The following is an 11,610-nucleotide window of genomic DNA, read 5'->3' as shown; positions in this document are numbered from 1 at the left end:
TTCGAACTCTGGGATGGTTTCCCATCGGCGGTTTTCAAGACCGCTGCCTTAAGCCACTCGGCCATCCCTCCTGAAATCTTTTTGTCACCTCACACTGCGAGAGTGTGAAGTGGCGGAGGAGGAGAGATTCGAACTCTCGGATGGTTTCCCATCGGCGGTTTTCAAGACCGCTGCCTTAAGCCGCTCGGCCACCCCTCCGCAATGAGGCGCACTATAAACATCCCCCCGAACGATGTAAAGCATCCAGTGATTCGTTCGCCTGAAAAACAGTCAAAAATGATTTTTTTGCCGTCTTAATCGTCATTCTGCTCAGTGAAACAGCAATTTATCGCGTAAAGATGGGTAAAACGCCTTTTCTGTCCTCTGGCCGTTGCGTATTCTCAGGCCATATTTGGTGTTCTCTCACTAACAGGAGCGCATGATGGACAGAATAATTAGCTCGTCACAGCAGCAGTCGCTACTCAGCACCCATAAAGTGCTGCGCAATACTTATTTCTTACTTGGCCTGACGCTGGCGTTTTCCGCCGTCACCGCCACGCTCAGCACCGTCTACGCCCTGCCCTCGCCGGGACTGATTCTGATGCTGGTGGGCTTTTACGGATTGATGTTCCTGACCTATCGCCTGGCGAACAGCCCGGCGGGTATTCTGGCCGCGTTTGCCTTCACCGGCTTCCTCGGTTACTGCCTCGGCCCGATTCTCAGCTCGTTCCTCACCGCCGGTATGGGTGATGTTATCGCCATGGCGCTGGGCGGCACCGCGCTGGTGTTCTTCTGCTGTTCCGCCTATGTCCTGACCACGCGTCGCGACATGTCTTTCCTTGGCGGCATGATGATGGCCGGCTTTGTGGTGCTGCTGGTGGCCGTGGTTGCCAATATCTTCCTGCAGCTGCCCGCGCTGCACCTGGCGATCAGCGCCCTGTTTATTCTGTTCTCTGCCGGTGCCATTTTGTGGGAAACCAGCAACATCATTCAGGGCGGTGAAACCAATTACATTCGCGCCACCGTCAGCCTGTATGTCTCGCTGTACAACATCTTTGTCAGCCTGCTGAGCCTGCTGGGCTTCGCCAACCGCGACTAAGACGTAACGCACGCACCGTTAAACCCCGCTCCGGCGGGGTTTTTGCTTTTTATCCGCCGCCGCCTTTACAATAGGCGCGCTGACGATATGAGGAAACAACGTGATTTTTGCCGGTAAAGAGATTGCCACTGACGCAGAAGGCTATCTGAAAAATAGCGCTGACTGGAGTGAAGCGCTGGCGCAGGCCATCGCCCAGCAGGAAGCGATTGAGATGAGTGAAGCGCACTGGGAAGTGGTGCACTTTGTGCGTGATTTTTATCAGCAGTTTAATACCTCGCCGGCGGTGCGCATGCTGGTCAAAGCCATGGCGCAAAAATATGGCGAAGAGAAAGGCAACAGCCGCTATCTGTTTCGCCTGTTCCCGGAAGGTCCGGCCAAACAGGCCACTAAAATCGCTGGCCTGCCAAAACCGGCGAAGTGTCTGTGATCATCCGGTAGTAAACCGCGTCGGCCGCTCCGCCAGCTGATGCGGCTCCACCAGCACCTTATCGACCCGGGCACTGGGCGGTCCGCCTGCCTTCAGCCATGCAATCAGTGACTCCACCTGCTGCGCTTCTCCCGCCGCCAGCACCTCCACGCTGCCATCGGCCAGATTATGCGCATAGCCGGTGACGCCCAGCGCGTTCGCCTGCGCCTGGGTGTAATAACGAAAGCCCACGCCCTGCACCCTGCCGTGAACCCAGATTTTATAACCTGTCGTCGCCATGGCGCTCTCCCCTTTGTGCGTTGCATTTTGCCGCCATCCACCGGAAAATGGCGCCTCATTTTTTCAGGTAAGCATAGCAAACATGACCGTTCGATTGATTCTCGCTAAGGGACGTGAAAAATCCCTGCTCCGCCGCCATCCGTGGGTGTTCTCCGGCGCCGTTGCCCGTATGGAAGGTAAAGCCCAGTCGGGTGAAACCATTGATATCTGTGACAGCAACGGCAAATGGCTGGCCCGTGCCGCCTACTCTCCTCAGTCACAAATTCGCGCGCGCGTCTGGAGCTGGCAGCAGGATGAGTCAATCGACATCGCCTTCTTTGTGCGCACGCTGCAGAAAGCCCAGCAGTGGCGCGACTGGCTGGCACAGCGCGACGGGCTGGACAGCTATCGTTTGATTGCCGGCGAGTCCGATGGACTGCCGGGCGTCACGATTGATCGCTTCGGTAACTTCCTCGTTCTGCAACTGCTGTCGGCCGGGGCGGAGTATCAGCGCCCGGCTCTCGTCTCGGCGCTGCAGCAGTGCTATCCCGACTGCGCCATCTACGACCGATCTGACGTGGCAGTGCGCAAGAAAGAGGGACTGGAGCTGGCGCAGGGTCCGGTAAGCGGTGAACTGCCGCCTGCGCTGCTGCCGATAACCGAGCACGGCATGCAGCTGCTGGTGGATATTCAGGGCGGTCACAAGACCGGTTATTACCTCGATCAGCGCGACAGCCGTTTTGCCACCCGTCGTTACGCGGAAAATGCCCGCGTGCTTAACTGCTTCTCCTACACCGGCGGGTTTGCGGTCTCTGCTCTGCTCGGCGGCTGCCGGGAAGTGATCAGCGTGGATACCTCGCAGGACGCCCTTGACGTAGCAAAACAGAACGTGGCGCTTAACGGGCTGGATGTCTCACGCGCGCAGTTCCTGCGTGACGATGTGTTCAAACTGCTGCGTCGCTACCGCGACAGCGGCGAGAAATTCGACATGATCGTCATGGATCCGCCGAAATTCGTTGAGAATAAAAACCAGCTGATGGGCGCCTGCCGCGGCTATAAAGACATCAACATGCTGGCAATGCAGCTGCTGAATCCGGGCGGCATTCTGCTGACTTTCTCCTGTTCCGGGCTGATGGCCACCGAGCTGTTCCAGAAAATTATCGCCGATGCCGCTGTTGATGCCGGTCGTGATGTACAATTTATAGAGCAGTTCCGTCAGGCAGCCGACCATCCGGTGATAGCCAGCTATCCTGAAGGGCTTTATCTGAAAGGCTTTGCCTGTCGCGTACTGTGACTTGAAAACGCTGTCCCTGCCCCCATATCGGTGGCAGGGCAAAGTTTTGGGAGGTCACAATGATTGCCAGTAAATTTGGAATTGGACAGCAGGTCCGGCACCGTCTCTCCGGGGTGCTCGGCGTGATTGTGGATGTCGACCCGGAGTATTCGCTGGACGATCCGCAGCTGGATGAGGTTGGCGCGACGGAATCGCTGCGTGCGGCCCCCTGGTATCACGTGGTGATGGAAGATGAGGAAGGCGAACAGGTGCATACCTATATCGCTGAGATTCAGCTGGCCGGCGAAACCTCGTTCGAACATCCGGAACAGCCATCCATGGATGAACTGGCGGCCTCAATCCGCCAGCAGCTGCAGGCACCCAGCCTGCGGCATTAATCGTGCGGCGACCCGGAGTCGCCGTTTTTATTTACCGCGTCACGCCCAGCCGCGGAATCTCCATTTTCGGACAGCGATCCATAATCACCGTTAGCCCGGCATCACGCGCCAGCACCGCCGCCTGCTCATTGATCACGCCCAGCTGCAGCCACAGTGTTTTGGCGCCGATAGCAATCGCTTCCTGCGCCACGCCCCATGCCGCTTCGGAATTGCGGAACACATCCACCATGTCAATCTTGCCTGGAATCTCCGCCAGCGTGCCGTACACGGTTTGCCCCAGCAGCTGCTGCCCTGCCAGCTTCGGACTCACCGGAATCACCTCATAACCCTGATCGAGCAGGTATTTCATTACGCCATAGCTGGCACGCTCAGTGCGATCGCTGGCACCGACCAGCGCGATGCGTTGGGTTTGCGTCAGGACATCGCGAATCGTTTGATCGTTCATGTTTTTCTCCTTGTTCACTCGCCTGAGTGTAGATGCCATTGCGCGCTAAAGTGCAAGCGCAGCGCACGAAAAGTTTGCGCGGCGACACGAATAAATATGTTAAAATGTAAATTAACTGCCATAATGTAATAATTTGCTACACATCGCCCTTTTTCCCCTGTTCCGGGAGTTGAAATGAAGCTGTCTCTGGCTGTTACGGGTTTGCTGTTATTGCTCGTATCGGCAACCTGCCATGCCATCACCCTGAAGCTCGATCCGCAGATCGACCTGCTGGTGCTGGATGGGCGCAAAATCTCAGGTTCGCTGCTGAAAGGCGCGGACAGCCTTGAGCTGGAGCGCGGTCAGCATCAGTTTCTGTTTCGCGTGGATAAACCCTGCGCCGATGCCACTCACTTCCGCTCAGAACTGATGATTGTCACCTTCACTGCTGACGCCCATTCCGTAGCGATTCGCCTGCCAGCGCTGAATAACCGCCGCGAACGCAGCCTGTTTGATAAATCGTTAAATTTTCAGCTGATTGATGAGCGTGGTAATGAAATAGCCAGCATTCGCGATCGGTTGCCGGGTGAGAGCAGCGGCAATGTTGAACAGGCGATGATCAATTACAACCGTACGGCGCAGGCGGCCAGCGTGCCGCGCTTTGCGCTGCAGGCGGCCAGCGTACCGGACGCCAGTCTCAGTCTGGATATGGTATGGCAGGACGCCAGTAATTTGCCCGCGCTGCAACGCTGGCTGCAGCGTGTTGATGCCGCCACGCGGCAGCGTTTTATCAGTTGGGTGAAAACCCTACGCGCAAGTTGATAGCAGCTGAACGCCAGGGGTAAACTCGTGCATTCACTACGTTTGCACGCGCCGAAACAGGAAGCCCCATGGAGCAGACCGTTCGTACCCTGAAAGTTCAGAAACACATCGCCCTCGTTGCCCACGACCACTGCAAAGCCTCGCTGCTGGACTGGGTGAAAATCAATCAAAATGCGCTGCAACCTCACGTGCTGTATGCCACCGGCACCACCGGCAACCTGATCAATCGTCACACCGGACTGGATGTGAATGCCATGCTCAGCGGGCCAATGGGCGGCGATCAGCAGGTCGGCGCGCTGATTGCAGAAGGCAAAATTGATGTGCTGTTCTTCTTCTGGGATCCGCTCAATGCAGTACCGCACGATCCGGACGTCAAAGCGCTGCTGCGCCTGGCTACCGTATGGAATATACCGGTAGCGACCAACCGCGCCACCGCGGATTTCATTATCCATTCGCCGATGTTTGCCAGCGAAGTGACCATCCAGATCCCCGATTATCAGCGCTACCTGACAGAACGTTTGAAAGCCTGATGGCTCAGGCCTTCCGGCTCAGCGGAACGCCCAGTTCGCGCAGGTGTTCGACAAACACGGAAGGCCGCTCTTTATCAAACATCAGCCATACCTGCTGACGCGCGCGCGTGATGGCCACGTAGGCCAGGCGCCGCTCTTCGGCATGCGGAAAATCCTCCGGCTGCGGTAGCAGTCCCTCTTCCATGATCGACTCGCGCGCCTGCGCCGGGAAACCGTCACGCCCTTCGTGCAGCCCCAGCACGATGACAAAATCCGCCTGCTGGCCTTTACTGGCGTGGATGGTCATGAAGTCGATACGCAGTTTCGGCCAGCGGGTTTTGGCTTTATCCAGCATGGCCGGACGCAGATGATGGTAACGCGCCAGCAGCAGTACGCGCTCGTCCGGCTTCGCGTAACCGCTCAGCTTGTCGAGCAGCGCTTCCAGTTGCTCCTGCGGCAGCAGCGTAATGGATTTCTTGTTCCCTTTGCTCAGGCTGTTGAGCGGCTTGCGCAGCTGATGCGGATTCTGCTGCACAAAGCGGTTGGCAATGTCACCGATGCGATCGTTGAAGCGGTAGGTGGTATCCAGCACGCAGCGGTCGCCTTCGCCAAAATAGTGATGAAACGCGGTGGTCAGGCTCATCTCCGCGCCGCTAAAGCGATAGATTGCCTGCCAGTCATCGCCGACCGCAAACAAACTGGTGCGCTTATTTTGCTGGCGCAGCGCGCTGAGCAGCGCCGCCCGCTGCGGGGAAATATCCTGGAATTCATCCACCAGAATATGCTTCCACGGGCTGATAAAGCGGCCCTTCTCCAGCACAGCGATCGCCTGGTGGATCAGCCCGGAGAAATCCACCGCGCCCTCGGCTTTCAGTGCGCTTTTCCATGCTTTGAGCAGCGGTGCCATCAGCCTGACGCGCTTCGTGAAATTGTCGCGCAGCGGTTCCGGCACATCGGCAATCATCGCCGCCTGCGCGCCGCCGTGCATGCGCATCAGGCCGAGCCAGCGCTCCAGCCGCACGGCAAGACGCTGCGCCAGCTTGTCATCCTGCCAGAACGGACCTTCCGGCACGTCCCACGCCAGCTCTTCCTGCAACCACTGTCGCCAGCCGCTGGCCTGCGCCTTTTTGCTGTTGCACTGCTCACGCCAGTTTTCGATCAGCAACTGACGTCGTGCGCTGCTGTCACTTTCCAGCCGGCTGATGACCGGCTGCTTATTGCTGCCTTCACGAATGATGTGCAGCGCCAGCGCGTGGAACGTACGCGCCTGAATCGCGCTCTCACCCAGCCGCGACTGGATCCGATCGTTCATCTCTTCCGCCGCCTGGCGACCAAAAGCCAGCAGCAGGATTTGCTCCGGCTGCGCCAGTTTGCGCTGTAACAGCCAGCCGGCGCGCGCCACCAGCACCGAGGTTTTACCGCTGCCCGCGCCAGCCAGCACCAGCAGCGCGTCTTCACCGTTGACCACCGCCTCACACTGCGATGGATTGAGCGGCGTGGTTTCGACGGTGGAGAAGAAGGCGTGATTATCGCTGATCACCCGCGCGCTCCATTCACGGTTGCGCTGCCGAATCGCGCTCTCGCCGTGCTCGAGCCACTGCTGGCAAAAGCGCCACAGCGCGCGGCAGTTATCAAACTCCTCCAGCCTTGCCAGCGGCAGCGGTAAGGCGGAAAACTGGCGCGTGATGGTCTCTTTCACCGCGGCCAGTTCGCTGCGCTTCAGCCAGCGATCCTGGCCGGTAAACGCGACGATCTCCTGCTGCAGCGCGCTCAGCACCTGCGCGCTGATTTCGCTCATTTCGAGGCTCCACTGCTGCCACGCCTGCTGAAGGTAATGATAAAAACGCTGGGTTTCCTGCCACTCGGTGCCGTGCAACCGCACCACTTTCTCTTCCGGTAATAAGAACTCCAGCTCGCCCCACACCAGGCCGCGTTTGCAGGTGATACCGATCAGCTGATTGAACGGGATCAGGTATTCGTGACGATCGCCGCTGACTTCCACACCGGCAGCCAGCAATCGCACCCGGTTATAGGGATGCTGTGCCAGCCGTTTACCCATGGATGTTGCTTTTAGTTCCATCTCCGCACCGTCATGTGGAATTCAATTATCGCGCAGTTTACCTGTCAGACCCTTAGCGCTCCAGCCTTAAAACACGCTAAACTGGGCGACACATATTGCGGATTGCAAAAGGAAAATCGCGTTATGCGCACCGTGCTTAATATTCTGAATTTTGTTCTTGGCGGCTTTATCACCACCCTCGGCTGGCTGCTGGCCACGCTGATCAGCATCGTGCTGATCTTTACCCTGCCGCTGACCCGCTCCTGCTGGGAGATCACCAAACTGTCCCTGCTGCCGTTTGGCAACGAAGCGGTTCACGTTGACGTGCTGCGCCCGGAGAGCAAAAGCCACGTGCTGAACGCCGGCGGCACCTTCCTCAACCTGTTCTGGCTGATTTTCTTTGGCTGGTGGCTGTGCCTGATGCACATCTCAACCGGCATCCTGCAGTGTCTGAGCATCATCGGTATTCCGACCGGCATTGCCCACTTCAAAATCGCCGCTATCGCGCTGTGGCCGGTAGGTCGCCGCGTGGTGTCAGTGGAAGAAGCGCAGGCGGCGCGTGAAGCCAACGCGCGGCGCCGCTACTGAGGCTGAAGATGATGCCTGACGCTTTGCCCGGCTGGCGCCGTTATCTGTTCAACAGCAGCCTGCGCTACCTGCTGCGCATTTTCTTCGCGCTGGCCGGCTGTGCCGCCGTTCCCTGGTGGCTGCAGCAGATCGAGTGGACCATTCCGCTGACGCTCGGCGTCGTGGCTGCCGCGCTGGCCGATCTTGACGATCGCTGGACCGGCCGCGTGCGCAACCTGCTCATCACGCTGGTGTGCTTCTGCATTGCCTCGGTTTCGGTTGAGCTGCTGTTTCCGCACCCGTGGCTGTTTGCTATCGGTCTGGCGCTCTCCAGCTGGGGATTTATTCTACTGGGCGCGCTGGGGCAGCGCTACGCCACCATTGCGTTTGGTGCCCTGCTGATCGCGGTGTACACCATGCTGGGCATTGGCCTGTTTCCGCAGTGGTGGATGCAGCCGGCGCTGCTGCTGATTGGCGCGCTGTGGTACAACCTGCTGACCTTTATCGGCCACCTGATGTTTCCGGTGCGCCCGGTGCAGGAGCAACTGGCCGCCAGCTTTTCCCAGCTGGCGCGCTATCTGGAAGCCAAGGCGAATCTGTTTGATCCCGACGGCGGTGAGCAGGATGACGCGGCGCTGATCGCCACCGCGATGGTCAATAGTCAGCTGGTGGCGCAGCTCAATCTGACGAAAACCACCATTCAGAGCCGTTTACGCGGCGACCGCGGCTCGCGCAGCACGCGGCGCAGTCTGCATTACTATTTTGTGGCGCAGGATATTCACGAGCGCGCCAGCTCGTCGCATCTGCAATATCACCTGCTGCGCGATGACTGGCGTTACAACGAGGTGCTGTTTCGCTTTCAGCGACTGCTGAACATGCAGGCGCAGGCCTGTCGCCAGCTGGCAGAGAATATCGTGCTGCGCCAGCCGTGGCACCACGATAGCCATTTTGCGCGCAGCTTTGAACGGCTGGAGACCGCCCTGCAGCGCCTGCAACATAACGATCCGCAGGCGACGCACATTCGTCCGCTGTTCTGGTTGCTGCGCAACTTACGCGCCATTGATGCGCAGCTGGCGTCGATCGAATCAGAGCAGCGGCTGGCAGAACCGCTGACGCAGAGCGATCACCATCTGTCGCGCGAAGGCTTGAGTGGCTGGGCGGATATCCGTCTGCGCCTCAGTCGCCATCTGAGTCCGACCTCGGCGTTGTTCCGACACGCGGTGCGCATGTCGCTGGTGCTGTGTGTGGGGTACGCCTTCATTCAGCTTACCGGCCTGCATCGCGGCTACTGGATCCTGCTGACCAGCCTGTTTGTCTGCCAGCCTAACTACAACGCCACACGGCGGCGGCTGGCGCTGCGTATTGGCGGAACCCTGGCCGGTATTGCGATTGGCCTGCCGGTGCTGTGGCTGGTGCCCTCTATCGAGGGCCAGTTGGTTTTGATTGTGCTGAGCGGCGTGCTGTTTTTTGCCTTCCGCCAGATTCAGTACGCGCAGGCGACGCTGTTCATCACCCTGCTGGTGCTGCTGTGCTTCAATCTGCTGGGTGAAGGCTTTGATGTCGCCCTGCCGCGCGTGGTGGATACCTTGCTCGGCTGTGGTCTGGCCTGGCTGGCGGTGGCGTTTGTCTGGCCTGACTGGCGTTTCCGTCAGTTGACGACGGTTGCCGATCGCACGCTGAATGCCAACTGTCGTTATCTTGATGCCATCCTGGAACAGTATCATCAGGGTAAAGATAACCGTCTCGCCTACCGCGTGGCGCGCCGTGACGCGCACAACGCCGATGCGGAACTGGCGTCCGTGGTGTCCAATATCAGCGGCGAACTGAAGCAACAGCCGCCGCTGCGCGATAATGCGTTCCGTCTGATGTGCCTCAACCACTCGTTTCTCAGCTACATCTCAGCGCTGGGCGCGCACCGGGAGCGGCTGACGCAGGGCGAACTGCTGACGCTTTTAGATGACGCGGTATGCTTCGTCGAGGATGCGCTGCAGATCGATCGCGTCAGCGAAGCGCAGGCGGAAACGATGCAGCAGGCACTGATGCAGCGCCTGAGCGCGCTGAAAACCAGTGAGGAGGCGCAGGCACCGCTGGTGTTGCAGCAGCTGGGGCTGCTGGTTGCGTTGCTGCCGGAAATTGCCCGCCTGCGCCGCACCCTCGCCGCCGCTTAAGGCAACAGGCGCTCCGCCGCGGCGTGCTGGCGGAGCGTTTCCTGATACCATGCGCTCAACTCTTCACGTACCGCCGCCGGCAAAGCGGCCTGGTGATGGCCGGAAATGGCCCCTTCCAGCGCCAGCAGCGTTTTCAGGCCGATGTCTTTATTCACCGCCCGCAACTTCAGCCAGCTCTGACGCGAGCCCATTTCATACAGTAAGCGAACAGAATTGATCCCGACTTTGTGCAGCATCAGCTCCATGCGCAGGCTGAGATTGGGCAGATCTTTCAGCCTGAGCAAGACAAGTCTGTTCGCCGCCTCGGCGCGCGCCGCAGACAGCGAACTGGCCGATAAGCGCAGCAGCTGATCGGCGTCCTGCCAGAGCTGTTTATCCACTTTGTAGTAGCTGAGCGTCACCGGCATGCCGCGCTTGCGGTATATCAATGGTTCCAGCGGGCGCTGTGCGGCATAGTGCTGTAGCGCCTCGCTGGCGCGCAGATAGAGCGCATCCTCATTGATGTAAGCAAACACCACCTTTTCGACCGCCAGCGCGTAACCACCAAACTGGGTGCGCGATTCAATTTTTCCCAATGCCGCTAACTGGGCTTTGGACTGCTCAACCACCGGATTATTTTTCTTCATAACGTCCCCTTTTCCTCATTCCTTGCGCGGGAAATTTCCTATAAAAAGCTCAGAGATTCATCTGGTTAGAAGATAGAAAAAACGATTTAGCTGTTCAATGAATAAAAGCGGCAACGCGCGGATCTTGTGCGGAATTTGCGAGGCATTTTCAGAAATTGAGGTTGATCTTTATCCAGGAACTCATTACTGTATATTCATACAGTTCATTACTGAGTGATTAAAATATGCGTACTCAATACTCTGGCCCTGCTGATCGTGCTCACCGTTTCGCTGCGACGGGCTTAACGCAACCTTCTCTGGGTGGTATTACTGAACTGCGTTATAGCGAGCAGCCCGGCATCATGCCGCTGCTGTTACTGCCGGTCCTCAAGCAGCTGAGCACGCAGTCACGCTGGCAGCTGTGGCTGACGCCAGCGCACAAACTGAACCGCAGCTGGATGCAGCAGTCAGGATTACCGCTGGAAAAGAGTATGCATATTACGGAATCCGAGCGTTTAAGCACGGTTGAGAGCATGGTGAAAGCGTTGCGCACCGGCAACTACAGCGTGGTACTCGCCTGGATTCCTTATGAATTGAGCAATGAAGAGCGCCTGGAACTTGAGCAGGCAGCCGCCGAAGGCGAAGCGCTGGGATTGATTATGCGTCCTCAGGGGCGGGATCTTGCTCTGTCCAGACAGCCAAACAGCGCAAAAATTCCCTCTGATTTGTTTCATTAAGTAAAACTAAGATTTTTCTCACGCTATTTTTTCACAAAGTTGCGGCTAAGCCACTGATTCTTTTCCCGCCAGCTATGACAATGGCTTAGCCGCATTTTTCTTTTCTGGTAGCGAAAATTTTGCCATGTCATTTGTTAAAATGTGTGTATAAATCCCTGTTTTTTTATCCGCTGACGTCACATCATACTTGTAAGTTTCCAATCTCGTTGTAGACTTTACCTCGCCAGGGTGCTCAATAACCTCCGTTTTTTCGGTAGAGTCATAAGCGAGCGTTTAGACCCGGCG

Annotated in this window: 13 protein-coding genes and 1 tRNA gene; 9 read left to right on the top strand and 5 right to left on the bottom strand. The window is 57.9% G+C overall.

Annotated features, from left to right (window positions below; translation table 11 throughout):
* Nucleotides 1-110: 110 nt before the first annotated feature.
* A tRNA-Ser gene (locus QMM04_RS17175) sits at nucleotides 111-198 on the bottom strand.
* Nucleotides 199-421: 223 nt separating this feature from the next.
* Between QMM04_RS17175 and yccA the strand changes: the two genes are divergently transcribed.
* Both yccA and tusE read left to right on the top strand, forming a co-directional pair.
* Nucleotides 422-1,078, top strand: a complete 657-nt coding sequence (gene yccA / locus QMM04_RS17170) for an FtsH protease modulator YccA (protein ID WP_021508295.1) — start codon at nucleotides 422-424, stop codon at nucleotides 1,076-1,078.
* Nucleotides 1,079-1,178: 100 nt separating this feature from the next.
* Nucleotides 1,179-1,505 (top strand): sulfurtransferase TusE, encoded by a 327-nt coding sequence (gene tusE / locus QMM04_RS17165; RefSeq protein ID WP_010616552.1) that lies wholly within the window; start codon nucleotides 1,179-1,181, stop codon nucleotides 1,503-1,505.
* Here the strand turns inward: tusE and yccX are convergent, their stop codons facing one another.
* Entirely contained in the window at nucleotides 1,506-1,784 is a 279-nt protein-coding gene (yccX, locus tag QMM04_RS17160; RefSeq protein ID WP_058769579.1) for an acylphosphatase, read from the bottom strand.
* 82 nt (nucleotides 1,785-1,866) lie between these two features.
* On the opposite strand from yccX, the gene rlmI reads away from it, so the two are divergent.
* Entirely contained in the window at nucleotides 1,867-3,057 is a 1,191-nt protein-coding gene (gene rlmI, locus QMM04_RS17155) for a 23S rRNA (cytosine(1962)-C(5))-methyltransferase RlmI (protein WP_031279846.1), read from the top strand.
* A gap of 59 nt (nucleotides 3,058-3,116) precedes the next feature.
* On the top strand, nucleotides 3,117-3,434 hold the full coding sequence (gene hspQ / locus QMM04_RS17150; protein ID WP_021508298.1) for a heat shock protein HspQ: 318 nt from the start codon (nucleotides 3,117-3,119) through the stop codon (nucleotides 3,432-3,434).
* Nucleotides 3,435-3,465: 31 nt separating this feature from the next.
* Here the strand turns inward: hspQ and QMM04_RS17145 are convergent, their stop codons facing one another.
* On the bottom strand, nucleotides 3,466-3,879 hold the full coding sequence (locus tag QMM04_RS17145) for a CoA-binding protein (RefSeq protein ID WP_211726469.1): 414 nt from the start codon (nucleotides 3,877-3,879) through the stop codon (nucleotides 3,466-3,468).
* A gap of 174 nt (nucleotides 3,880-4,053) precedes the next feature.
* On the opposite strand from QMM04_RS17145, the gene QMM04_RS17140 reads away from it, so the two are divergent.
* Both QMM04_RS17140 and QMM04_RS17135 read left to right on the top strand, forming a co-directional pair.
* Nucleotides 4,054-4,680 carry a DUF2057 family protein gene (locus QMM04_RS17140; protein ID WP_021508300.1) on the top strand — a complete coding sequence of 209 codons (627 nt, stop codon included), beginning with the start codon at nucleotides 4,054-4,056 and terminating at the stop codon, nucleotides 4,678-4,680.
* A 68-nt stretch (nucleotides 4,681-4,748) separates the two neighbouring features.
* A complete protein-coding gene (locus QMM04_RS17135; RefSeq protein ID WP_021508301.1) occupies nucleotides 4,749-5,210 on the top strand; it encodes a methylglyoxal synthase in 462 nt (153 codons plus the stop codon).
* 4 nt (nucleotides 5,211-5,214) lie between these two features.
* On the opposite strand, the gene helD is transcribed toward QMM04_RS17135, so the two are convergent.
* Entirely contained in the window at nucleotides 5,215-7,269 is a 2,055-nt protein-coding gene (helD, locus tag QMM04_RS17130) for a DNA helicase IV (protein WP_282996591.1), read from the bottom strand.
* A gap of 123 nt (nucleotides 7,270-7,392) precedes the next feature.
* Here helD and QMM04_RS17125 point away from each other — a divergent pair, with 123 nt between their 5' ends.
* Together QMM04_RS17125 and yccS are read left to right on the top strand one after the other, a co-directional pair.
* The gene (locus QMM04_RS17125; protein WP_021508303.1) at nucleotides 7,393-7,836 is read left to right on the top strand and encodes a YccF domain-containing protein; all 444 of its coding nucleotides are present in this window, start codon (nucleotides 7,393-7,395) and stop codon (nucleotides 7,834-7,836) included.
* An 8-nt stretch (nucleotides 7,837-7,844) separates the two neighbouring features.
* Nucleotides 7,845-9,983, top strand: coding sequence for a YccS family putative transporter (gene yccS, locus QMM04_RS17120; protein WP_282996590.1), 2,139 nt, complete (start codon nucleotides 7,845-7,847; stop codon nucleotides 9,981-9,983).
* Here yccS and QMM04_RS17115 read toward each other — a convergent pair.
* Nucleotides 9,980-10,609, bottom strand: a complete 630-nt coding sequence (locus tag QMM04_RS17115) for a TfoX/Sxy family DNA transformation protein (RefSeq protein WP_058759726.1) — start codon at nucleotides 10,607-10,609, stop codon at nucleotides 9,980-9,982. The genes yccS and QMM04_RS17115 overlap by 4 nt on opposite strands.
* A 224-nt stretch (nucleotides 10,610-10,833) precedes the next feature.
* Between QMM04_RS17115 and sulA the strand changes: the two genes are divergently transcribed.
* Complete coding sequence (gene sulA, locus QMM04_RS17110; RefSeq protein ID WP_031279848.1) at nucleotides 10,834-11,325, top strand: SOS-induced cell division inhibitor SulA; 492 nt, start codon at nucleotides 10,834-10,836, stop codon at nucleotides 11,323-11,325.
* Nucleotides 11,326-11,610 lie beyond the last annotated feature (285 nt).

The organism is Pantoea sp. Pa-EAmG (assembly GCF_030024295.1).
Lineage (GTDB): Bacteria > Pseudomonadota > Gammaproteobacteria > Enterobacterales > Enterobacteriaceae > Pantoea > Pantoea dispersa.
The sequence above is the reverse complement of the archived record's forward strand: the minus strand, read 5'-3'. Positions and strand labels throughout refer to the sequence as shown.

Bases quoted from the DNA above. Each gene is read 5' to 3' on its own strand.
- yccS (WP_282996590.1), top strand. From the start codon at position 7,845: ATGATGCCTGACGCTTTGCCCGGCTGGCGCCGTTATCTGTTCAACAGC.
- QMM04_RS17125 (WP_021508303.1), top strand. From the start codon at position 7,393: ATGCGCACCGTGCTTAATATTCTGAATTTTGTTCTTGGCGGCTTTATC.
- QMM04_RS17115 (WP_058759726.1), bottom strand. From the start codon at position 10,609: ATGAAGAAAAATAATCCGGTGGTTGAGCAGTCCAAAGCCCAGTTAGCG.
- rlmI (WP_031279846.1), top strand. From the start codon at position 1,867: ATGACCGTTCGATTGATTCTCGCTAAGGGACGTGAAAAATCCCTGCTC.
- hspQ (WP_021508298.1), top strand. From the start codon at position 3,117: ATGATTGCCAGTAAATTTGGAATTGGACAGCAGGTCCGGCACCGTCTC.
- helD (WP_282996591.1), bottom strand. From the start codon at position 7,269: ATGGAACTAAAAGCAACATCCATGGGTAAACGGCTGGCACAGCATCCC.
- QMM04_RS17135 (WP_021508301.1), top strand. From the start codon at position 4,749: ATGGAGCAGACCGTTCGTACCCTGAAAGTTCAGAAACACATCGCCCTC.
- yccA (WP_021508295.1), top strand. From the start codon at position 422: ATGGACAGAATAATTAGCTCGTCACAGCAGCAGTCGCTACTCAGCACC.
- QMM04_RS17145 (WP_211726469.1), bottom strand. From the start codon at position 3,879: ATGAACGATCAAACGATTCGCGATGTCCTGACGCAAACCCAACGCATC.
- sulA (WP_031279848.1), top strand. From the start codon at position 10,834: ATGCGTACTCAATACTCTGGCCCTGCTGATCGTGCTCACCGTTTCGCT.
- QMM04_RS17140 (WP_021508300.1), top strand. From the start codon at position 4,054: ATGAAGCTGTCTCTGGCTGTTACGGGTTTGCTGTTATTGCTCGTATCG.
- yccX (WP_058769579.1), bottom strand. From the start codon at position 1,784: ATGGCGACGACAGGTTATAAAATCTGGGTTCACGGCAGGGTGCAGGGC.